This is a genomic window from Actinopolymorpha sp. NPDC004070 (assembly GCF_040610475.1).
GTDB lineage: Bacteria > Actinomycetota > Actinomycetes > Propionibacteriales > Actinopolymorphaceae > Actinopolymorpha.
In genome coordinates this window covers 107,459-128,806 of sequence record NZ_JBEXMJ010000010.1, presented here as the reverse complement: position 1 = coordinate 128,806, position 21,348 = coordinate 107,459, and the positions used below count along the sequence as shown (strand labels likewise).

The following is a 21,348-nucleotide window of genomic DNA, read 5'->3' as shown; positions in this document are numbered from 1 at the left end:
CGGCGTTCGGCCTCGGTGCGGATCTCCTCGTTGCGCTGGTCGGCCTCGCGCTGGCGGTCGGTCTCCCGCTGGCGTTCGCTCTCCTTGCGGCGCTCGTCGTCGCGGCGGCGTTCGCTGGCCCGCCGGCGCTCGAGCGCCCGCCGGCGTTCCAGGGCCCGCCGGCGCTCGCTGTCGCGCGCGTGCTCGGGCTCGGGCTCGCGGGACTCCTCACCCGCCACGGCTCACCTCCGCGAACCGCTCGCGCCAGTCGTCGGGCAGCAGGTGGTCGAGGACGTCGTCGACGGTCACCGCGCCGAGGAGCCGGCCGGACTCGTCCACCACGGGCGCGGCCACGAGGTTGTAGGTCGCGAGGTAGCTGGTGACGTCCTCGAGCGACGCCTCGGGCCGCATGGCCTCCAGGTCGGTGTCGAGCACACCGGAGATCAGGTCGGAGGGGCGTTCGCGCAACAGCCGCTGGATGTGGGCGATGCCGAGCAGCCGGCCGGTCGGCGCCTCCAGCGGCGGCCGGCACACGTAGACCATCGCCGCCAGGGCCGGTGTCAACTCGGGGTTGCGGACCTGGGCGAGGGCGTCGGCGATGGTGGCGTCGGGAGGGAGTACGACCGGGCTGCTGGTCATCAGGCCGCCCGCGGTGTGTTCCTCGTACGTCAGCAGGCGCCGGACGTCCTCGGCCTCCTTCGGCTCCATCAGCCGCAGCAGGTGGTCGGCGGTCTCCTGGGGCAGCTCGGCCATCAGGTCGGCGGCGTCGTCGGGGGACATCTCCTCGATGACGTCGGCGGCGCGTTCGACGTCGAGTGCGCCGAGGATCTCCACCTGGTCGTCCTCGGGCAGCTCCTCCAGGACGTCGGCGAGGCGTTCGTCGGCCAGCGCCGAGGCCACCTCCAGACGCCGCTTGGGCGTCAGGTCGTGCAGAACGGCCGCGAGGTCCGGCGGGCGCATGCTCTCCAGCGTGGCCAGCAGGTGGGTGGCACCCTGGGCCTCCTCGACGATGCCGAGGCCGGTCACCGCGTCCCAGTCGACGACCGACGTCTGGCCGCGGCGCCCGAACCGCTTGCCCCGCTTGAGGATCGCGACCTTGGTCACCTGCCAGTCGCGGCCCCGGGACGCCTCGATGCCGAGGTCGATGACGGTCACCTCCTCGCCGGTCTCACGCAGGGTGACGGTGCGGTCGAGGAGCTCACCGAGGGCCAGGGTCTCGGTCTGGCGCTGCTGGAACCGGCGCATGTTGACCAGGCCGGTGGTGACGATCTGCCCGGCGTCCATGCTGATCACCCGGGTCATCGGGAGGAAGATCCGGCGCCGGCCGAGGACCTCGACCACGAGGCCGAGTACCCGCGGCGGTTGGTTGCGCGGGCGCAGCATGACCACGACGTCGCGCGCCTTGCCCACCTGGTCACCGCGCGGGTCGAAGACCACCGCCGACGCCAGCTTCGCGACGAACACCCTGGTGGGGGTACCGCTCACCACTGGTCCTACCCCTTTCGTCGCCAGGGTCAGGCTAACGTCCCGGGCGCCCTGAGGAGAGCGAGGTCGCGGGCGGGGACGCTCAGGACAGGCGTGGTCGGTGGCGCGGGCGTTTGTGCACCACCCAGGGGAGCCGGCCGGTGGTGGTGGCGGGGCTGCCGGGTGGGCTCGCGGCGGCGCGGTCGGCGGGCATTCTCCCGGGCTCCTCCAGCACCTCACCGCTGGGCGCGAGCCGGACGATCACCGTGGTCCGCGCCCAGCGGGCGGGTAGCTCCGCGGTGTCGGTGGTGTTCAGCCGGTCACCACGCAGCAGGCGTACCGCGTCGTCCCACTCCGGCGTGCCGGGCGAAAGGCGGTGGACGTCGGCGTGCCAGGTGACCAGCCGGGAGCCGGAGTCCTTGGAGCGGCAGGTCACGGTGGCCTCGGTGGCCTCGGCCAGCCCGGGCAGTGCCTGTTCGGGGCGCGCCGCCGGTTGGCCGGCGGGCTCCGGGGGCTCCGGTTGCGGGGTCCGCCCGGTCGTCTCGGCCCGCTGCCTGGTCGGCCCGGTCGGGGGAATCGCGGGGGTCGCTTCGGCGACGACGTACGCCGCGCCGTCGGACCAGACGTGCCACGCCGGCCGGGGCCGGTCCAGCCCGGCGTAGGCCAGCCACAGGACCGAGGAGCGACGGCAGGCCTCCTCGACCAGCGCCGCGCGTACCGCCCGGTCGGAGTCGTCGACCGCCTGCCCGGCCCGCTCCACGTGCTCGGCGTCACTCATGAGGCGAGGTTCTCACACGCGCACGTCCCGATCGCACCACCGCACCACGCCGCGCCCCTGCCATGAGGCGATGAGTTCTGCCGGCCGGTCATGTCCTACCCCGTGACGACTACGGCAGGGAGAGCGCTGACATGTGTCCGTTGTGTATTGCCACCGTGGGGTTGATGGTCTCCGGCGCGGCCGCGTTCGTACGTAAGGCGCGGTCCAGAAGCGAGCAGGAGCGGCTCGACGCCGACCGGCGTGAGGGGGACATCAGCGAGACCCCCGTGGCGGTGTGAGGCCGGCCGCGGCTCGGCTCACAGCCAGCCGTTGCGCTTGAAATAGCGATGGAGGCCGAAACAGATCCCGACGATGAGGGTCATCACCATGTAGTAGCCGTAGCGCCAGTGCGTCTCCGGTATGAACTCGAAGTTCATGCCGTAGATCCCGGCGATCATCGTGGGCACCGCAAGGATCGCCACCCAGGCGGAGATCTTGCGCATGTCCTCGTTCTCGGCGACGGTGAGCTGCGCCAGGCCCGCCTGCAGGATCGAGGTGAGGAGTTCGTCGAACGCCGACACCTGCTCCCGCACCCGGGCGAGGTGGTCCTCGACGTCGCGGAAGTACTCCCGGATCTCCGGAGCCACCAGACGCACCGGGCGTTCGGCCAGCTGGCGCAGCGGGCCGGCCAGCGGGGCGACGGCGCGCTTGAGCTCCAGCACCTCGCGCTTGAGCTGGTAGACGCGCTCGACGTTGCGGGCGCCTCGATCGGAGAAGATCGAGATCTCCAGCTCGTCGATGTCGTCCTGGAGCCGGTCGACGACGGTGAGGTAGTCGTCGACCACCCGGTCGGCGACCGCGTGCAGCACCGCGCTCGGTCCGTGCCGCAGGTGGTCGGGGTTGTCCTGGAGCTGGCGCCGCACCCGTCCCAGCTCGCTGTGGTCGCCGTGCCGGACGGTGACCACGAACTCCGGCCCGACGAACACCATCAGCTCACCGGTCTCGACCACCTCGCTGGAGGCGGTGAACTCCTCGTGCGGGCAGTAGCGCACCGTCTTGAACACCGCGAACAGCGAGTCGCCGTACCGCTCCAGCTTCGGCCGCTGGTGGGCGGTCACCGCGTCCTCCACCGCCAGCGCGTGCAGGTCGAACTCCTCCGCGATCCCGGCGAGCTGGTCGCCGGTCGGCTCGAACAGCCCGATCCAGACGAAGCCGCCGCCGTCCCGGGCGCGGCGTACCGCCTCGGTGTAGGAGGTGACGTCGTCCTGGCGCCTTCCGTCGCGGTAGAAGGCCCAGTCGACGACCGCCGTACGAGGGTTGTCGGTGCGGACACTGCTCTGGTGGCCGTTCAGATGGGTGTCGGGCCGGCGGCGGATGGCGCGCATCATGGCGCGGGCACGGCGTCCGCCGAGGACGGCGTTGCGGTGGTCACGAACACCGGGCAGGGCCATGGCAGGCCACCTCCTTGTCCCGAACTCTTGTCCCGAACGTGTTCGGAACGCGTCCCGAACGTGGGCAGACGGACTCGTCCACCTGGGTGGTGGACGGCGGACGTCCTCCGTGGCCGGGCTACCGGGATGGGCGGGCCGGGCGAACCGCGGCTAGCGCGATGCGGCCGGCGGGCGACGGAGGACGCGGGTACTGCACGGACAGGCAGGTTTCACCCGAGCACCTCCTTCACACCGGCCCCTGGTGAGGGCGGGACCACCTCGAAGGTCGCACACAACCGCGTCCACAGCGCTCACAACGAGCAAATCCGGACATTGGCCAGTGTTCATGGCGACCGACGGACAGGGTATCAGCGGCAAACCGGAAGACGGCGCGCATCCTCGATGGATCCACGGGCATCCTCAGGGGAACGCGTGAACCGCCGGGCGCGGAGCACACTGGTCACAGCGAGTTCCACCGACCACCGGCCGAGCACGAGCAGCCCAGCGACGACGAGGGGTTCCCATGCGCACCACGCCGAGACCACTGCCTGAGTTGCCCAGCGGTGTAACCGTCGGGTCCTACCAGACCTACGCGGAGGCACAGCGGGCCGTCGACTTCCTGTCCGACAACAAGTTCCCGGTGGAGAACGTCTCCATCGTCGGCAACGACCTGCGGCTGGTCGAGCGGGTGACCGGCCGGCTGACCGAGGGCCGCGCGATCGGGGTCGGGGCGGCCGGCGGGGCCTGGTGGGGCCTGTTCGTCGGCATCCTGCTCAGCCTGTTCGCGCCGCGCGGCGCCAACACCGTTCTGCTGCTTGTCTTCGGCATCGTGATCGGGGTGATCTTCGGGATCATCTTCGGCTGGATCGGCTACCGCGCGACCGGCGGCCAGCGCGACTTCACCTCGATGACCCAGGTGGTCGCCGGGACGTACGACGTGATCTGCAAGGCCGACCACGCCGAGGAGGCCCGGCAGTTGCTGGCCAGGCTCGCCCTGCAGCAGGGCGAGCTGTGAGGCGCGAGTGACTGCCCGGCAGCCGGAGCTGTGGCTGGCCCGCCACGGAGAGACCGAGTGGAGCCGGGACGGACGCCATACGGGGAAGACGGACCTGCCGCTGACCGAGGCGGGCGAGCGCGCCGCCCGGGCGCTCGGTGACCGGCTGGCCGGTACGTCGTTCGACCTGGTGGTCACCAGCCCGCTGGCGCGGGCCCGGGAGACCGCCCGGCTGGCCGGCTTCGGTGACCGTGCGGTGGTCGAGCCGGACGTCCGGGAGTGGGACTACGGCGAGTACGAGGGACGGACCACTCCCGACATCCGTACCGAAGTGCCGGGATGGAGCGTGTGGAACGACCCGGTGCCCGGTGGGGAGTCCGCCGAGCAGGTCGGCGCCCGCGCCGACCGGGTGATCGAGCGGATCCGGGACGACGTGGCCGAGCGGGCGCTGATCATCGCCCACGGGCACTTCCTCCGGGTGCTCGGCGCGCGCTGGATCGGCCTGTCACCGCGCGACGGCGCGCACTTCCTCCTCGACGTGGCGACCGTGAGCGTGCTCGGCTGGGAGCGGGAGACCCCGGCGTTCGACCGCTGGAACTCCTGAGCCGCGGTTCGTCTCACAGGTTCCAGGCGAGGAACCGGAGCTGTTCGGGTGCCATCCGGCGCCAGTAGCCGACGGTGTGCGCGCCCGGCTGGAACCCACCGGCCGGGGGCGGCGTCAGCCCGGCGACGAACTCCCGGGTCGCCGGCGCGAACGGGTCGTCGCGGCCACAGTCGACCCGCAGCCGCAGCCCGGCGAGCGGCCGCTGGTCGGCGAACACGTCGTTGGCGGCGAAGTCGGTGGGCCCGTCGAACGCGCCGGGGCGTACGTCCTCCCACTTGCGCCACAGCGCGGGACTGACGACGACCGCCGCGCCCACCACGTCCGGCTGGGCCGCGGCGAACAGCAGGGCACCGAAACCGCCCATAGACCAGCCGATCAGGCCGATCCGATCCGTGCGCAGGCCGCGTTGGGCCACCCGCGGAAGCAGTTCGGTGAGGAGCATCGACTGCGGGTCGTCGCCGTTGCGGCGGCGGTGCCAGAACGTCGCGGGGCCGCCGTCGACGGACACCAGCGCGAACGGCGTCCGCCAGTCGGCGGCGGCCGCGGCCATGAAGCGGTCCAGACCGAGTTCGCCGAACGCGAAGTCGTGGTCGCCGCCGCGCCCGTGGAGCGCGAGGACGACCGGCAGCGCCGCGTCGGTGCGGGACCCGGGCGGGTAGGCGACGGTCCAGACGACCTGGGTGCCGGCCCGCGCCGCGGAGGTGAAGGTGCCGGTGACCTTCGGGCCCGGCGCGACGTCGGGAACGACGCCGTTCTCTCCGGTGAGCCCGAGCGCGGTGTGCATCATCGTCCGGCCGGGTACCAGCCCGGACTCGACCAGCCCGACGCCGGTGGCGCCCGCGGCGAGGGTTCCGATGCCCGCGGACAGGAACGAGCGGCGACTCGGTGGCATGCGCGCAATCGTGGCATGACCGCTCAGAGCATGATCAGGTGGGCAAACGCGGAACATCCGGACGAAGTGGGTCAGTCGAGAACGCCCCAGGCGCGCAGCGCGTCCAGCAGCCCCGGCGTGGTCGGCAGGGCCGCCAACTCGGCCGGGCTCACCCAGCGCACGTCGGCTGCGTCGTCACCCGCGCGCGGCGCCTGGCCCGGCGGCTCCGCGGTGCACACGTAGTCCAGGATCAGGTAGGTGACACCGCCCGGCCCGGGCCGCTCGACCGAGCCGAGCAGCCGCCCGGCGACGACGGACAGGCCGGTCTCCTCGGCCACCTCGCGCATCGCCGCGACCGGCGCGGACTCACCCGCCTCGACCCGTCCGCCGGGCAGTGACCAGCGGCCGACGTCCGGCGGCCGCCCGCGGCGTACCACCAGCAGCCGGTGTTCCTCGTCGCGCATGACCGCACCCACGCACAGCACCCGCCGCAGGTCCATTCGCCCAGGCTATGGCGTCCGGCGTACGACACGTCCGAACGACCCTTGACGCACGAAGCCGGAACGGGAACCGTCGTATCCATGAAGGGCCACCCCGTATGCCCGAGATGCCACCGGGCAGTGCGAGCCCCGTCTGCCTGGGCCGACCGGTGGACCTGTCCGGTGCACGGAGCGGTGCCTCCGCTGCAGCCGTTCGTCCAGCCCAGTGCCGACCTGGTGCGCTGGCTCGCTGCCCGGTCGCGGCTGCCGCTGTGGGTGCCGTGGCCACTTCCGCACTCCTGGGTGATCACCGGTGTCGGTCACGCCGGCAGCGACGTCGAGGGAGTTCGCGCCACTGTCGTGGCCTGCTCGGGCCCGAACCCGCTGGGCGGCGCTGGCGAGCTCCTGCTGGTCGCGGAGGAGATGGGTGTCGGACTCGGTGCGGCGTACGCCGGTATCGACGGCACCGACCCAGGCGGACGTGTCGGCCGGGGAACCCCGCAGGCGAAGGTCGACGCCGACTCCCATCCGACGGCACTGTGGCTGGCCGACACCCCGCCCGACCGCGCGGTCTACGTCGGGGAGTCGGCCGCGTCGTGGCTGTGGCTGGTGTTCCACCCCGACACCGCCGGTGCGCTGCTGCTGGAGCCGATCGAGCTGATGGACGTCCGCGCGCTCGGGCACGAGGTCGACCTGCTGCCCTACGGCGCCCTCACGCCCAGGCTGCGCGACCCCTGACCGGCCGGGCCGTGACAGGCACGGCGCTGACCGGCCGGGCCCTGACAGACGCCGGGCACCGACGCGGGCCGGGCACTGACAGCCCGGGCCGGTTGACACTAGGGTCGGACACGGCCCGAACGATCCGCGCTCATCGCCCGCCGTCCACACCGTCGTGAAGCCGGGCACCCGTCGGCTGGAGATCCGGTGCGTCTCATCGACCTGCACACCCACTCGAACTGTTCGGACGGGACCGACCCGCCGGCCGAGCTCGTACGCCACGCCGCCGCTGCCCGCGTGGACGTCCTCGGCCTCACCGACCACGACACGTTCGCGGGCTGGGACGAGGCGGGTGCCGAGGCGCGCCGCCTGGGCGTCGGCCTGGTCCCCGGTGCGGAGGTGTCCTGCCGGCTGGGCGGGGTGAGCGTGCACATGCTGGCCTACCTCCCCGACCCCGGCGACGCCGACCTCGACCGCACGCTCGCGCGAATACGCGAAGGCCGCAACGCGCGCGTTCCCCTCATCGTCGAGCGGCTGCGTGAGCACGGCATCGACCTGACGCCGGAGGACGTCGCCGCACAGTCCCGCGCGGCCACCTCGCTGGGCCGCCCGCACGTCGCCGACGCGCTGGTCGCGCGAGGATACGCACGCGACCGGCGGGAGGCCTTCGACCGGTGGCTGAGCGAGGGGAAGTCCGGGTACGTCACGCGGTACGCCCCGGAGCCGGCCGAGGTGATCGGACAGGTCTGCGCGGCCGGCGGTGTCTGCGTACTCGCTCATCCGCGTGGGCGTTCCAGCCACCGGGTGCTCACCGACGAGGTGATCGCCGATCTGGCCGGGGCCGGGCTGGCGGGCCTCGAAGTCGACCACCGTGACCACTCTCCGCAGGTGCGGGAACAGTTGCGCGATCTCGCCCGTGCGCTGGACCTCGTGGTGACCGGCGCCAGCGACCACCACGGTGCCGGCAAGACCGACCACGAGCTGGGATGCTTCGGCACCGGCGAGGAGGAGTTCGCCCGGCTGCTGGACCGTGCGCGGTCCGCGGCCGAACGCTCCGGCCGGCAGACGCCGTCGCCGTACCTTCCCTAGGGTCGCCCGGCGGTCGCCGTCCCGTCCCGCTCCCGTCCCGGTCCCGCGGACGGCCTGGGGGTGGTCCTTGGCAGGATGGCCGGATGAGCGCGATGGAGCAGCTGGGTTTCGAGGCGATGCCGCGCCGGTTGTTCCGGGCGACGCCCACCAGGTTGGTGAGCTGGCTGGACTGCCCGCGCCGCTACCGGTTCACCTACCTCGACCGGCCCACGCCGCCGAAGGGTCCGCCGTGGGCACACAACAGCGTGGGCGCGAGCGTGCACACCGCGCTGGCCGCCTGGTGGCGGCTTCCCGTGCAGGAGCGCACTCCCGTCGCCGCAGCCCGGATCGCCTGGCGGGCCTGGATCGACGAGGGTTTCCGCGACGACGCGCAGAGCCAACGCTGGCGCATGCACGCGTGCCGGATGGTGGAGGACTACGCAGCGACGCTGGACCCGGCCGACGAACCGATCGGTGTCGAGCGCACGGTCGCCCTCACCACGTCCACGCTCGCGTTGTCCGGACGCGTGGACCGCATCGACCTGCGTCCGGTCTCCCACGACGGCTACACCGACGAAGGCGACGACATCGAGGACGACGAGGACGACGAGGACGACAGCATCCTCGACGACGAGGCCGAAGGGCCGGACGGCTCCGCCCCCGGTCACGACGACAACGCCCTCGAGCTCGTCGTGGTCGACTACAAGAGCGGCACCCGCGTGCTCACCACCGCCGACGCGCGAAGTTCGCTGGCACTCGCGGTCTACGCCGCCGCGACCGCCCGCACCCTGCGCCGGCCGTGCCGGAAGGTGGAGCTGCACCACCTCGCCTCGGGTGCGGTCGTCGGCTGGGAGCACACCGAGGAGTCGCTGCGCCGGCACCTCCACCGCGCCGACCAGATGGGCGCGGAGGCCGCACACGCCGAGCAGGCGTTCGCACAGGGACTGTCCGCGGCCGACCTCGACGAGGTGTTCCCGCCCCGGCCGGGTCCGCTGTGCCAGTGGTGCGACTTCTCCGCGCACTGCCCGCAGGGCCGCTCCGCCTATCCGTCCAAGCGGCCCTGGGACGGGCTGGACCCGAACGTCTGAGCACATACGCCACCGCCGCGTCCGCCTCCCGCGCGCACGGGCAGCGGCCGGACCCCGGGCAGGGAAGGTGCCGGGATTGTCATCGTGGCCCGCTCGCACCGGCGTAGTGCGGCACCTACGGTATGTACATGGATCTGCTTCGCCTGTTGACCACTCCGCGCAAGTTGCTGGGCGGGGCGACCGTCGTGGCGTCGGCCCTGGCGGCGGTGTGGGTGTTCGGGCAGAACGACGGCAGGCTGCCCGCGGGTCTCGTGCTCCTGCTGCCGGTCGTGATTCTCAGCGTGCTGGCGTGGAAGCAACGCCGGGCCGGCCGCGGCTGGATCTACCTCTTCTTCGCGTGGGCACTGGCCTTCGTGGCCTACGGCGCGTTGTTCCCCGGCGGGCTGCGGCTACCCGGCTGACCCCGCCGCGTCGCGGTGGAGTGAGTTCCAGTACGCCGTGAGCGCTTCCGCCGTGGCGTCGGGCCGGTCCACCGCGGGGGAGTGGCCCGCACAGTCGATCTCGTGCACCGGCGCACCGAGCCGATCGGCCATTTCGCGTTGTACGGAAGGGCTCCACGCGTCGTCGTCGACGCCGAAGGCGACCATTGTGGGTACGCCGGTCGAGACCAGCTCGGCCACCAGGTCGGGCGCCTCGACGAGCTGGCGGGTGAACTCGGTGAGCGAGACGGGGTTGTTGGCGCGGAACCTCCGGGCGAGGAACTCCTCGATGTGTGCGGGTTCCTCGCCCGCGCCGTTCCTGCGTTCGAGCTCGCGTTTGGCGGCGTACACCGCGGCCAGCCCCTGCGTGGGAATGGCCTCCGCCATGAGACTGAGCAACTGCGCCTGCGGACCGCCCAGCCCGGCCGGGCCGGAACCTAGCAGGGTGAGGGACGCGAACCCCTCCGGCCTGGCAAGCACCGCGGCCCGGGCGATCAGGCCGCCGAAGGAGTGACCGACCAGGTGGACGGGTCCGGCGCCGAGGGCCTCGGCCATCGCGTACGCGTCCAGTCCGAGCTCGTTCAGGTCGTACGCCGACGGCTCGTCCGGACCGGCGGTTTCGTACTGCCCGCGCTGGTCGACCGCCACCGCGCGCCGGCCTGTCCGGGCCAGTGCGGGCAGCAACGACAGAAAGTCTTCCTTGCTGCCGGTCCAGCCGGGAAGCAGCAGAACCGCCGAGCCGGGACCGCCGGAACTTCCCTTGGCAGGTGTGGCTTCGAGCACCGCGAACTCACCTCGGGACGTGTCGAGCCGGGCGGAGCGGACACCCGCGGGCAAGTCGAGGAACCTCGGCGTGCTCATGGAACGCCACGCTAGCGTTGCCGGAGTTCGGAGCGGAGACAGGGCGTGAAATTGCGCCACGTAAACGCACTAGGATGGGCGGCCCGCGATCTTCGCGGATTTCCGTTCCCCATAAGGAGAGGTGCTGCCATGAGGCACGCCGCGTCGCGCGAGCGCCAGCGTCCGCGCACCCGGCTTCGTAGGTGGCGGTTGCTCGCGGCGAGTGGTTCCGCGCTCGTGGTCGCCGTCGCACTCCTCGGTGCTGTCGGCGTGTTGCCTCTCGGGGACGTCCGCATGGTCGCCTCGGCCAAGAACTCCGTTCTGGACGATCGCTCGCGGCAGATCGCCGATCGTTCCCAGCGCGCGCCGGGCGAGCCGTCGGTCCACAAGCAGACGGAGACCGCCAAGCCGACGGCGACGCCCTCGCCCAGCCGCAATCCGACCACCAAGCAGGCACCGGCCGGAGTGGCCGACGCGACCGTGGCACTGGACGCGGTGTCGGCGACCGTCGGCGACCAGATGCCCGCGGGCACCGGCGACGGCAAGCGGATCGTCTACTCGCTGTCCGCCAACCGCGTGTGGCTGGTCGACGCGAGCAACACCGTGCGGCGGTCCTACCTCGTGTCCGGCACGAAGTTCGGCCAGGTCTCGCCGGGCTCCTACAAGGTCCTGCGCAAGCGCCGGCACACCACCAGCTACGACGGTGCGGACCGCATGCAGTACATGGTGACGTTCACCCATGGGCGCAACGCCGCGATCGGGTTCCACGACATTCCGATCGTGATCTCCACCGGCAAGGCGATCCAGACCCGGCTGCAGCTCGGTCAGTCGCTGTCGGACGGATGCGTACGCCAGGACCCGGCCGACGCCAGGGCGCTGTGGGGGTTCGCGCCGGTCGGCACGAAGGTCGTCGTCCTGCGCTAGCCCCCTGCGCTGGTCCTCAGTCGGCGGTCGCGTCGGCGGTGCTGTCGGCAGCGGTCGTACCGCTCCCGTTGCCGTCCCCGCTACCGCTGCCGCCGCGCCGGCGGGTCCGCGTACGACGTCGCCTCGGCGCGCTCGCGCCGGACTCGTCGGCACCCGCTTCTGATCCGCCGCCGGTCTGGCCGGCGGCCACCGTCTCGCCCCCGCCGGGCCCGCCGGAACTGTCGGTACTGTCACCGCGTTCGGCGACGACGACGCCGGCACGGGTGCGCCGGCGCTGGCGGCTGCGCCGGGACTTGGGACGGTCGCCGCGCTCCTCGTGCTCGTCGGTGGACTGCCCGGCCTCGGGCGTCCGGCCGCGTCCACCGGCGCGCCCGCCGTCGCCGCCGCCGGACCGGCGCCGCTCCCGCGTACGCCCGCCCGACTCGCGGCTGCCCTCGCGGTCACCGGAACGGGTGCCGCCCTTGGGGGCGCCGACCCGGCCGGTAACCTCCTTGGGAATGCCGAGATCGGTGAACAGGTGGTCGGAGGTGGAGTAGGTCTCCACCGGCTCCTCGAACGGCAGGCCGAGCGCGTTGTTGATCATCTTCCAGCGCGTCAGGTCCGCCCAGTCGACGAACGTCACCGCGATACCGGAGGCGCCCGCGCGACCGGTGCGGCCGATGCGGTGGACGTAGGTCTTCTCGTCGTCGGGGCAGGTGTGGTTGATGACGTGGGTGACGCCCTCGACGTCGATGCCGCGCGCGGCGACGTCGGTGGCGACCAGGACGTCGACCTTGCCCGAGCGGAAGCGCTCGAGTCCCTTCTCCCGGGCGACCTGGCCCAGGTCGCCGTGGATGGCGGCCACGGAGAACCCGCGGTCGGCCAGGTCGTCGGCCAGCCGCTGCGCCGCGCGCTTGGTCGTACAGAAGCACATCACTCGGCCGCAGCCCTCCGCCTGCAGGATCCGGGCGATCACCTCGGGCTTGTCGAGGTCGTGGCACCGGTAGACGAACTGCGCCGTGGCGGGGACGGTCTGGCTCTCGTCGGCCGACTCGGCCCGGACGTTGATCGGGTGGCGCATGTGCCGGCGCGCCAACTGCACGATCGAACCGGGCATGGTGGCCGAGAACAGCATGGTCTGACGCATCTCGTGCGTCTTCGCGATCAGCCGCTCGACGTCGGGCAGGAAGCCCAGGTCGAGCATGCGGTCGGCCTCGTCCAGCACCAGCAGCTTGACGTGGGCCAGGTCGAGCGCCCTGCGGTCGGCGAGGTCGAGCAGCCGGCCGGGCGTGCCGACGACGACCTCCACGCCCTCCGCCAGCGCGTCCAGCTGGGGCTCGTAGGCGACGCCGCCGTAGACGGTGAGGATGCGGGCGGCGCGGACCGACGCGGCGACCTTCAGGTCGGCCGTCACCTGGACCGCGAGCTCGCGGGTCGGTGCGACCACCAGCGCCTGGGGCTTGCCCGGCGCATCGAGGTCGCCGAAGTCACGGTCGGCGGGTACGACGATCCGCTGCAGCAGCGGAACCCCGAACGCCAGCGTCTTGCCCGTGCCGGTTCGCGCCTGAGCGATCAGGTCGGCGCCGGTGAGCGCGATGGGAACCGCCATCTCCTGGATCGGGAAGGGTTCGGTGATCCCGACGTGCGCGAGGGCCTCGACGATGTCGGGCAGCGCGCCAAGTTCTTTGAAGGTCGTCAGAGCTTCTCGCCTCTTGGTTCGTCACACTCGGTGGTGTGCTGGATCTGGACTGTGCGCGTAGGGGTGGGGCTGCGACGTCCGCGCGGCGGCCAGCAGGTGATCAACGGCTGCCGGGACGGCTCCCCGCCACCGTGAGTCTATCCGCCACCTCTCCCGCCCCCTTTACCAGGCGGCCGGACCGGGCTCGCGAGGCGGACGTAGCCGCCCTGATCACAGTCACCCTTCGCCGCCTGATCCACAGGAAACGCCCTAAGCTCGGCCCATGAGCGACAGCCCGGAAAGTTCGCCCGCCCGCACGTCGTCCGCCGGGGTCGCGGCCTACGACGATCCGGTCTACCGGCCCGCGGTGATCGACCTGCTCGGCGTGCTGGCGTACGGCGAGCTGACCGCCTTCGAACGCCTCGCGGACGACGCCACCCTGGCGCCCACGCTGGAGGACAAGGCGGAGCTGGCCGCCCTGGCGGTGACGGAGTTCCACCACTACGAACGCCTGCGCGATCGGCTGCGCGACCTCGGCGTCGAGCCGGTGTCGGCGATGCGGCCGTTCCAGGCGGCGCTGGACACCTTCCACCGGCACACCGCTCCCGCCGACTGGCTGGAGGGGCTGGTGAAGGCGTACGTCGGGGACGGCATCGCCACCGACTTCTACCGCGAGGTGGCCGCCTACGTCGACGCGGACACCCGCGCCCTGGTGCTGGAGGTGCTCGAGAACACCGGGCACGCGGTCTTCGTGGTGGATCGGGTCCGCAAAGCCATCGCGGAGGAACCGCGGATCGGCGGCCGGCTCGCCCTGTGGGGGCGGCGGCTGGTCGGCGAGGCGCTGTCGCAGGCCCAGCGGGTCGCCGCCGAACGCGACGTGCTCACCGCGCTGCTGGTCGGTGGGGTGGACCGCCCCGGCATGGACCTCGCGGCGATCGGCCGGATGTTCGCCCGGCTGACCGAGAAGCACGCCCAGCGGATGGCCACACTCGGCCTGCAGGCCTAACCCCTGGCGAGCGGAAAAGCGAAGGACGCGCCGGCCGGGCCTGGCGGGCCCGGACCTGCGCGTCCTGTCGTTCGGCGTGGTTCGAGTGGCGCTGTGAGCTCAGTAGCGTCCCGAACCGGACTTGCTGAACTGCTGGGAACTCAGACGAGGATTCGTACGTACCTCATCTTGTGATGCATTACCTCCCGCGGCGGCTGGTCAGAGCCGACGCGATCGCCACGAAGATGGCTGCGAGGACGATGCTGATGATCCAGCGGATCCAGTCAGGACCAGACGTCGACGCGACACCCAGCGCGCCGGCGACCCAGTATCCGACCAGGACACCGACGATTCCGCAGATGATGGTCAGCCAGATCGGGATGTTGTCACGGTTGCTCGGGGCTACCCACTTACCGAGCAGACCGATGATGATGCCTGCGATCAGAAGGCCGATAAGGCTCATCTAGGTCACCTTCCATGGAGCTGCAAATGTGATCCCCCCGGGGCCCGTTCGGGCCCTGGGGCGGTGCTCCCTCGACCGAAGCCGTTGGTCCCCCGTGGTGGCGTGGCCGATGGGGTTACATGGCGCCGAATCCGACGCGACGCTCCGACTCGGGACCGATCTCGACGTAGGCGAGCTTGGCGGCGGGAACGACGACACGGCGGCCTCGCTCGTCAGCCAGGCTGAGCAACCCGTCTTCGCCGTGGAGAGCCTTGCTCACCGCGGCTTCGACGGCCTCGGGACTGTCGTTGCTCTCCAACACGATCTCCCGAGGAGCGTGCTGGACACCGATCTTGACCTCCACGTGGTCGCCCTCTCTTCTTCGTCGTTTTGTCCATGTGTCGGGGCGCATTGTCGGTCGGTTGACCGCCGGTGCCCCAGTTCGGCGGCCTCTAACCCCCATGGTGCACCGGCGGGACGAGGCTAGCCGAGAACGTGCACTAAGTCGCGCAGGATCATCCCGCTTCGTCCCTTTGCCGCACCCGCCGCGGAGCGGGCAGAACCAGGTGAAACGCCGCCGCGGCGGTGGTCATTCTGCCCGCGGGAACCCCCGCAGACCCCGCCAGGCGAGGGTGGTCAACAGCCTGGCGGCCTCGTCCCGGCCGATCGAGCCCTCCGAGGACAGCCACCACCGTGCGGTGACCTGCGCGGTGCCGGCGAGCCCGGCCGCCAGCAGCAGCGCCTGCTCGCGGGAAACCCCGGTGTCCTCCTGGATGACGTCGGCGATGGCGTCCGCGCACTGGTGCGCCACCCGCTCCACCCGCTCGCGGACGGCGGGCTCGCCGGTCAGGTCGGACTCGAACACCAGGCGGAACGTGCCGTCCTCGTCGCTCACGAAGTCGAGGTAGGCCCGCATCGTCGCCGCAACCCGCTGCTGGTTGTCGGTCGTCGAGGCCAGCGCGGTGCGTACGGCGTCCACCAGGCCGTCGCAGGTGGCGTCGAGCAGGGCGAGATACAGCTCGAGCTTGCTCGGGAAGTGCTGGTACAGCACGGGTTTGCTGACTCCCGCGCGGTCGGCGATGTCGTCCATCGCGGCGGCGTGGTAGCCGACCGCGACGAAGACCTGGCGTGCCGCGTCGAGCAGTTGGGCACGTCGGGCCAGCCGGGGAAGTCGGCCGCCGCGCGGGCGGGCCTCGGACACGGTCACGTGCGCTCCTCAGTGCCTGCGGTCAGCGGTAGTCGTCGTCATCGAGGTCGACCTCGATGTGTTGTTCGACAAAGTCGGCCTCGGGCGCTTCGATGTCGGGCTCCTCCGACTCCTCGGCCGTCTCCTCGGTGTCCGCGGGCTCCTCCTCGAGGGCGGGCACCTCGACCTCGCCGTCGAAGGGTACTTCGGTCTCGGACATGGCCTGCCTCCTCATTCCATCCATTCCATCCGTGCGCGAACCGGCCGCGACGCAGGTGAACCGACCGTTCGAGTCCGGCGTACCCACCGCCTTCCTCCCGACGGTAACCCGACAGTAACCGCGAAGCCCCGTCGACGGCAGCCCGAACCGCGCGAATCGGGCGTACGCTTCGGAGCCGACCGGCGCCGCGACGTGGTCAGGGCAGCCGCTGCTCCAGCGTCGACAGGTCCGCGAAGAGGTCTCCGAACTCCTCCACCCGGTCGAGGACGTCGGCCGGGCCGAAGGACAGCGCGCCGGCCTCCTCGCAGCCCTCCACCTCCTCCCAGGCGAGGGGGGTGGAGACGGTCGGGGTCTCCCGCCCGCGCAGGGAGTACGCCGCGATGGTCGTCTTCGCAGTGTTGTTCTGGCTCCAGTCGAGCAGCACCTTGCCCGGCCGCAGGGACCGGCGCATCGAGGAGACGACCAGCTCGGGGCGGTCGTGGGCGAGCTTCTCGGCCAGCTCCTTGGCATACGCCGAGGTCGTCTCCCCGGAGGTCTCGGCGATCGGGACGTACAGCTGCATGCCCTTTCCGCCGGAGGTCTTGGCCCAGGCCCGCAGCCCGTCGGCGTCGAGGAGGTCGCGCAGCAGCAACGCCACCTCACAGCACGCCACCAGGTCGGCCGGCGGTCCGGGGTCGAGGTCGACCACGAGCAGGTCCGGCTTCCGGACGCCGCCGCGCGGACCGACCCGCCACTGCGGGACGTGCAGCTCCAGGGCGGCGAGGTTGGCCAGCCACACCAGGGTCGGCAGGTCGTCGGCGACGACGTACTCGACCTCCTCCCGGTCGCGAGTGCTGCCCGGGGAGGCGACGGTGACGGTGCGTACCCAGTCGGGGGTGCCGCGGGGGACGTTCTTCTCGAAGAACGGCTGGCCGCTCACGCCGTCGGGCCACCGCTTGCGGGTCAGCGGGCGGTCGGTGAGCCGCGGGAGCAGCACCGGTGCGATCCGGGAGTAGTAGTCGATGACCTCACCCTTGGTGAACCCGACCTCGGGGTAGAGCACCTTGTCGAGGTTGGACAGGGAGAGCACGTGCCCGTCGATGCGGACGCGGGTCGCCTTGTCTGCCATGGGGACCATCCTGCTAGGTCCCGGCGGGTTCGGCCAGGCGGGCCGCCCGCGACGCGCCGTGAACATGCGGAGGGCCCCGCCACGACGTCTCGCGTGGCGGGGCCCCGGGTGGCCGCGGATGACCGCGGGTGACCCGATCAGCCGGCTGCCCGGCTGATCGGCCGGTGTCACCTGGTCGTCTGGAACTTCTTGGTCAGCTTCTTCTTCAGGACCGGCTGGACGACGACGGTCATCTGCTGCTTGTCCGCCGACTGGCCGGTGATGTTCATCCGGACGCCGTACCCCGCGACCTTCACGCTGTTGTTGGGCAGCGACGCGTCCCAGTAGCGGTTCGGCTGGGAGTCGTCGAACACCGTGATCGGGCTCTGCTTCGGCACGTTCGCGATCTGCACCTGAACCTGGCGGCCGTTGCGCACCTCCCGGCTCAGCGACAGCGGGTCGGTGGACTCCGGCCCGAACGTCGCGTCGAAGGTCTGGGCGCGCAGGCCGAGCGTCGCGCCGGTGTCCCACCGGATCGGCTTGGGTCGCGCGTCGACCGGCAGGATCAGGCCCTCACCCGGGTGCTTGCCGGTGTTGTTGTCCTCCTGGCGTTCGTTCCAGTAGGTCACCAGCAGGCCGTTCTGGTAGGGGTAGTGCTCCACCCAGTCGGGCCGGGTGATGCCCCGGTTGAAGTTGTACGGGCCCGTCCGCAGAGTGTCGTCGTACCCGATGTACTGGCGGCTCTCGGCGATGTAGTAGCTGCCCTTGTACGTCGTCACCGTGCCGTTGATGCGCTTCCAGCCGTTGGTGGTCCAGCCGTTGGTGCCACCCTCCACGTTGTCGGAGAAGACGGTGGAACCGGCCGCGGTGACCGCGATGTCGTCGAGCATGGGGCCGGCGTAGTGGACGCCGCCGTCGGTGGCGTAGCGGAACCGGAAGACGATCGACTTGCCGGCGTACTTCGACAGGTCGTACGTCAGCGTGGTCCAGCCGTCGGACTTGCCGGTCACCGGGTCGCCGACCCGGCTCCAGTGGGTGCCGCCGTCGGTGGAGACCTCCGCGTGCAGGAAATCGTAGCCCTCCTCGATGTCGTACCACGCCTTGGCGGTCAGCGTCACCGGGCCGGACTTGCCGGTCAGGTCGATCGGCCGGCGCAGGACGTTGTTGAGGTAGTCGTCGGATCCACCCCACCACTCGTACGACCCGGAGTAGGGGTCGTTGTAGTGGTCGACGACCTGCTCCTTGGGCAGCGGGACGACCAGCGCCTGCGGGTTGCCGGTCTCCAGCTCCGCCGGCCCGAGCACGTTGGTGCTGGTGGTGTCCGGGGAGGCGACGTCGTAGTCGACCCAGCCGAGCTGCAGCTTCTCCCACGCGCCCATGTAGCCCGGGGTGGTGCCGATGCTGTCCTTGCCGTGGTTGAGCCACGAGCCGGAGGACATGAGGGTCCAGTACCCGGTTCCGTTGTCCCCGCCCGCGGTGTCGTAGAGGTCGGGCAGCCCGAGGTCGTGGCCGAACTCGTGGCTGAAGACGCCGAGCCCGCCGTTCTCCGGCTCCGTGGTGTAGTCACCGGCCCAGATGCCGGTCTCGCCGAACGGCACGCCGCCGCGCTGGTTCAGCTCGGGGCCTTCGTCCCCGCCGGGGAAGGCGAACCACCGGTGGGACCAGACCGCGTCCGCGCCCTGGGCGCCGCCGCCGGCCTCCTCGCCCTCGCCGGCGTGTACCACCTGGAAGTGGTCGACGTAGCCGTCCGGCTCGTCGAAGTTGCCGTCGCCGTCGAAGTCGTAGCGGTCCCAGTTGTCGAACTGCGCGAGGTAGTCGCGGATCTGGTCCGGCGTCTTGCCCGCGGCGCGCTGGGCGTCGTACCACGCGGTGGCGGCGTCCTTGACGAGGTTCCAGGAGCCGTCGGCGTCGGAGATCTCGTTGCTGCCGTACCGCGCCTCGTTGTAGGGCAGGCGCACCCAGTCGCTCACGTCACCGGCGACGGTGTACTGGCCCTGCGACTGCGCGCGGTAGAACGTCGACATGGACTCGCCGTCCTGGCCGAAGAACATGTCGAGGTAGTGCGCACGGTTGAAGTCGGACGTCCAGTGCGTTGTGTTGTCGCGGCTGCGGTTGGGCTCCGGGATCTGGTTGTGCACAGGGCCTGGGGAGCCGCCGGTGCGGGGGTCGGTCTTGTCCCCGAAGTCGACCAGGATGGTGAAGATCTTGTCGGTCTTCTCCATGCTGAGCTGGGCGAACTTGTTCTTGCCCAGCTGAACGACGTCGGACTTGCCTCGGCGCTGCACCTTGGCCTCGCCGCGCAGAACCTTCTCCAGGGCGGCCTTGCGGGTGGCCCGCATCTTGTCGCCGAGCGGGTTGGGCTTGTCGTCGGGCGCATGGGTGCGCGCGGCCCCTGGCTTTGCGGGCGGTGACGCGGACGCCGGCATCCCGGCCGCGGCGGCGGCGAGGGCGGCCGCTGTCACCACCGAGGCCACGGCGGCGGTGGCTCTGCGAACTCTCACTGGACTCCTTCGGAACGCCCGGGGCCGGGGTCGCCGGCCACGGGCGTGCTGGAAACGATCGCTGTCGATGGTCGATGATCGGCAACATCGCCGACGATGATCCACAAGGATCCACAAACTGGCACAAGATGGCCAGATCTGTCCGATCGTTCGCAGAAGATTTTCGGGAGCGAACGTCTGTCGGCGCGAGGTCGTAGGGTCGCCGCATGCGCTATCGATCTCTTGGACATTCCGGCCTGCTGGTCTCGGTCGTCGGCCTCGGCTGCAACAACTTCGGCGGCCGGCTCGACCTCGCAGGCACCCGCGCGGTCGTCGACGCCGCCCTCGACGCCGGCGTCACGTTGTTCGACACCGCCGACGTGTACGGCAACCGCGGCGGCTCGGAGGAGCTGCTCGGCCAGGCGCTCGCGGGCCACCGCGACGAGGTCGTGCTGGCCACGAAGTTCGCCGGTGACATGGGGTACGGCCCGGTCGCGGGTGCGCCGGGAGGGCGTGCCTACATCCGCCGTGCGGTGGAGGCGTCGCTGCGGCGGCTGCGCACCGACCACATCGACCTCTACCAGATCCACCGCCCGGATCCGGACACCCCGATCGAGGAGACCCTGGCCGCGCTCGACGAGCTGGTGAAGGAGGGCAAGGTCCGCTACCTCGGCCACTCCAACTTCTCCGGCTGGCAGCTCGCCGAGGCCCACCACGTCGCCCGCGAACTCGGCACGACCGCGTTCGTCTCCGCACAGAACCACTGGTCCCTGCTGGAGCGCGCGGTCGAGACCGACCTCGTGCCGGCCGCCGAGCACTACGGCGTGGGCGTGCTGCCCTACTTCCCGCTGGCCAACGGCCTGCTCACCGGCAAGGTCCGGCGCGGAGGGGCGATTCCGGAAAACTCCCGGCTGGCCGGCCGGGAGGGCTACGTCACCGAGGAGAAGCTCGACCGGGTGGAGGCGCTGGCCGCCTGGGCCAAGGAGCACGACCGGTCCCTGCTGGAGGTCGCCGTCGGCGGGCTGGCGGGGCGGCCCGTCTGCGGCTCGGTCATCGCCGGCGCCACCTCCGCCGAACAGGTGCGGGCCAACGCCGCCGCGGCCGACTGGGAGCCGACCGAGGCGGAGCTGGCCGAGATCGACCAGCTGGCGCCGCCGCCCGGGCGCTGAGGTTCGCGCGTCAGGCGCGCGGGCCGTCGGTCAGGCGCGCGGGCCGTCGGTCAGGTGTGCGGGCCACTGATCGGTCGCGTACGCCGCCACTGCTGTCGTTTGTGCTCGTCGCGGACGACGACGCCGAGCCGGCCGAGTTCGGTGCGAAGCTGCTCGGCGTCGGTGTCGTCGTTCTCGGCGAGAGCGCGCCTGCGCGCCCGCAGGGTGGGCGTGTGCCGCGGTCGGCAGGTCCGGCGCGTGAAGACGCACGTGTCGAGCATCCTGACCAAGCTCGACCTGAACAACCGGGTCCAGGTCGCGCTGCTTGCCCACGACGCCGGCCTGCTGGACGAGCAGGGCTGAGTCCCGGGAACCTGTCCGGGAACGCGGGGAATGCCCCGGTTGCACGGCGTCACCGCCCGGCGACGCCGTGACGGCCGTCCAGTCGGGTGCGCCCCCGCTCGGGCCCGGCGCCGACACCCCGTCCGGGGCATGTCGGCGGGGCGCGG

Annotated in this window: 23 protein-coding genes and 1 pseudogene; 10 read left to right on the top strand and 14 right to left on the bottom strand. The window is 71.6% G+C overall.

Translation table 11 applies throughout. The features are described 5' to 3' along the window. Nucleotides 1-207: 207 nt before the first annotated feature. The 3 genes from ABZV93_RS19180 to ABZV93_RS19170 all read right to left on the bottom strand — a co-directional run bounded on the left by ABZV93_RS19180 (nt 208) and on the right by ABZV93_RS19170 (nt 3,651). Complete coding sequence (locus ABZV93_RS19180) at nt 208-1,464, bottom strand: CBS domain-containing protein (RefSeq protein ID WP_354937695.1); 1,257 nt, start codon at nt 1,462-1,464, stop codon at nt 208-210. 82 nt (nt 1,465-1,546) lie between these two features. Beyond that, nucleotides 1,547-2,221 (bottom strand): hypothetical protein, encoded by a 675-nt coding sequence (locus ABZV93_RS19175; protein ID WP_354937692.1) that lies wholly within the window; start codon nt 2,219-2,221, stop codon nt 1,547-1,549. Nucleotides 2,222-2,517: 296 nt separating this feature from the next. Next, nucleotides 2,518-3,651 (bottom strand): magnesium and cobalt transport protein CorA, encoded by a 1,134-nt coding sequence (locus tag ABZV93_RS19170; RefSeq protein ID WP_354937689.1) that lies wholly within the window; start codon nt 3,649-3,651, stop codon nt 2,518-2,520. A 502-nt stretch (nt 3,652-4,153) separates the two neighbouring features. On the opposite strand from ABZV93_RS19170, the gene ABZV93_RS19165 reads away from it, so the two are divergent. Further along, a complete protein-coding gene (locus ABZV93_RS19165) occupies nt 4,154-4,645 on the top strand; it encodes a general stress protein (RefSeq protein ID WP_354937686.1) in 492 nt (163 codons plus the stop codon). 7 nt (nt 4,646-4,652) lie between these two features. Continuing rightward, nucleotides 4,653-5,228, top strand: a complete 576-nt coding sequence (locus ABZV93_RS19160) for a histidine phosphatase family protein (RefSeq protein WP_354937683.1) — start codon at nt 4,653-4,655, stop codon at nt 5,226-5,228. Nucleotides 5,229-5,241: 13 nt separating this feature from the next. On the opposite strand, the gene ABZV93_RS19155 is transcribed toward ABZV93_RS19160, so the two are convergent. Next, nucleotides 5,242-6,120 carry an alpha/beta fold hydrolase gene (locus ABZV93_RS19155; RefSeq protein WP_354937680.1) on the bottom strand — a complete coding sequence of 293 codons (879 nt, stop codon included), beginning with the start codon at nt 6,118-6,120 and terminating at the stop codon, nt 5,242-5,244. A 71-nt stretch (nt 6,121-6,191) separates the two neighbouring features. Further along, nucleotides 6,192-6,599, bottom strand: coding sequence for an NUDIX domain-containing protein (locus ABZV93_RS19150; RefSeq protein WP_354937677.1), 408 nt, complete (start codon nt 6,597-6,599; stop codon nt 6,192-6,194). 81 nt (nt 6,600-6,680) lie between these two features. Between ABZV93_RS19150 and ABZV93_RS19145 the strand changes: the two genes are divergently transcribed. The 4 genes from ABZV93_RS19145 to ABZV93_RS19130 all read left to right on the top strand — a co-directional run bounded on the left by ABZV93_RS19145 (nt 6,681) and on the right by ABZV93_RS19130 (nt 9,852). Continuing rightward, nucleotides 6,681-7,316, top strand: coding sequence for a DUF6758 family protein (locus tag ABZV93_RS19145; RefSeq protein WP_354937675.1), 636 nt, complete (start codon nt 6,681-6,683; stop codon nt 7,314-7,316). Between the two features lie 186 nt (nt 7,317-7,502). Beyond that, nucleotides 7,503-8,384: a PHP domain-containing protein gene (locus ABZV93_RS19140; protein ID WP_354937673.1), complete on the top strand. Its 882-nt coding sequence runs from the start codon at nt 7,503-7,505 to the stop codon at nt 8,382-8,384. Nucleotides 8,385-8,467: 83 nt separating this feature from the next. Beyond that, a complete protein-coding gene (locus ABZV93_RS19135; protein ID WP_354937670.1) occupies nt 8,468-9,451 on the top strand; it encodes a PD-(D/E)XK nuclease family protein in 984 nt (327 codons plus the stop codon). Nucleotides 9,452-9,579: 128 nt separating this feature from the next. Further along, nucleotides 9,580-9,852, top strand: coding sequence for a hypothetical protein (locus tag ABZV93_RS19130; protein WP_354937667.1), 273 nt, complete (start codon nt 9,580-9,582; stop codon nt 9,850-9,852). Here the strand turns inward: ABZV93_RS19130 and ABZV93_RS19125 are convergent. After that, nucleotides 9,841-10,731 (bottom strand): alpha/beta hydrolase, encoded by an 891-nt coding sequence (locus ABZV93_RS19125; protein ID WP_354937664.1) that lies wholly within the window; start codon nt 10,729-10,731, stop codon nt 9,841-9,843. The two genes, ABZV93_RS19130 and ABZV93_RS19125, sit on opposite strands and share 12 nt — an antisense overlap. 129 nt (nt 10,732-10,860) lie before the next feature. Between ABZV93_RS19125 and ABZV93_RS19120 the strand changes: the two genes are divergently transcribed. Further along, nucleotides 10,861-11,634 (top strand): L,D-transpeptidase, encoded by a 774-nt coding sequence (locus ABZV93_RS19120; protein WP_354937661.1) that lies wholly within the window; start codon nt 10,861-10,863, stop codon nt 11,632-11,634. 16 nt (nt 11,635-11,650) lie between these two features. On the opposite strand, the gene ABZV93_RS19115 is transcribed toward ABZV93_RS19120, so the two are convergent. Beyond that, the gene (locus tag ABZV93_RS19115) at nt 11,651-13,222 is read right to left on the bottom strand and encodes a DEAD/DEAH box helicase (RefSeq protein ID WP_354937658.1); all 1,572 of its coding nucleotides are present in this window, start codon (nt 13,220-13,222) and stop codon (nt 11,651-11,653) included. Between the two features lie 352 nt (nt 13,223-13,574). Between ABZV93_RS19115 and ABZV93_RS19110 the strand changes: the two genes are divergently transcribed. Next, complete coding sequence (locus ABZV93_RS19110; RefSeq protein WP_354937655.1) at nt 13,575-14,297, top strand: ferritin-like fold-containing protein; 723 nt, start codon at nt 13,575-13,577, stop codon at nt 14,295-14,297. 178 nt (nt 14,298-14,475) lie between these two features. Here the strand turns inward: ABZV93_RS19110 and ABZV93_RS19105 are convergent, their stop codons facing one another. The 6 genes from ABZV93_RS19105 to ABZV93_RS19080 all read right to left on the bottom strand — a co-directional run bounded on the left by ABZV93_RS19105 (nt 14,476) and on the right by ABZV93_RS19080 (nt 19,712). After that, entirely contained in the window at nt 14,476-14,739 is a 264-nt protein-coding gene (locus ABZV93_RS19105) for a GlsB/YeaQ/YmgE family stress response membrane protein (RefSeq protein WP_354937652.1), read from the bottom strand. 115 nt (nt 14,740-14,854) lie between these two features. After that, on the bottom strand, nt 14,855-15,082 hold the full coding sequence (locus tag ABZV93_RS19100) for a DUF3107 family protein (protein WP_179786737.1): 228 nt from the start codon (nt 15,080-15,082) through the stop codon (nt 14,855-14,857). A 225-nt stretch (nt 15,083-15,307) separates the two neighbouring features. Then, complete coding sequence (locus tag ABZV93_RS19095) at nt 15,308-15,925, bottom strand: helix-turn-helix domain-containing protein (protein WP_354937649.1); 618 nt, start codon at nt 15,923-15,925, stop codon at nt 15,308-15,310. 22 nt (nt 15,926-15,947) lie between these two features. Continuing rightward, nucleotides 15,948-16,124 carry a hypothetical protein gene (locus ABZV93_RS19090; protein ID WP_354937647.1) on the bottom strand — a complete coding sequence of 59 codons (177 nt, stop codon included), beginning with the start codon at nt 16,122-16,124 and terminating at the stop codon, nt 15,948-15,950. Nucleotides 16,125-16,320: 196 nt separating this feature from the next. After that, complete coding sequence (ligD, locus tag ABZV93_RS19085; protein WP_354937644.1) at nt 16,321-17,232, bottom strand: non-homologous end-joining DNA ligase; 912 nt, start codon at nt 17,230-17,232, stop codon at nt 16,321-16,323. 167 nt (nt 17,233-17,399) lie between these two features. After that, nucleotides 17,400-19,712: an immune inhibitor A domain-containing protein gene (locus ABZV93_RS19080; protein WP_354937641.1), complete on the bottom strand. Its 2,313-nt coding sequence runs from the start codon at nt 19,710-19,712 to the stop codon at nt 17,400-17,402. A 206-nt stretch (nt 19,713-19,918) separates the two neighbouring features. On the opposite strand from ABZV93_RS19080, the gene ABZV93_RS19075 reads away from it, so the two are divergent. Continuing rightward, nucleotides 19,919-20,860 carry an aldo/keto reductase gene (locus tag ABZV93_RS19075; RefSeq protein ID WP_354937638.1) on the top strand — a complete coding sequence of 314 codons (942 nt, stop codon included), beginning with the start codon at nt 19,919-19,921 and terminating at the stop codon, nt 20,858-20,860. A gap of 50 nt (nt 20,861-20,910) precedes the next feature. On the opposite strand, the gene ABZV93_RS19070 is transcribed toward ABZV93_RS19075, so the two are convergent. Further along, nucleotides 20,911-21,120 (bottom strand): hypothetical protein, encoded by a 210-nt coding sequence (locus ABZV93_RS19070; protein WP_354937635.1) that lies wholly within the window; start codon nt 21,118-21,120, stop codon nt 20,911-20,913. Between ABZV93_RS19070 and ABZV93_RS19065 the strand changes: the two are divergent. Then, nucleotides 21,098-21,202: pseudogene (locus ABZV93_RS19065) on the top strand (DNA-binding response regulator); the annotation flags it as partial. The gene ABZV93_RS19070 and the pseudogene ABZV93_RS19065 sit on opposite strands and share 23 nt — an antisense overlap. Nucleotides 21,203-21,348 lie beyond the last annotated feature (146 nt).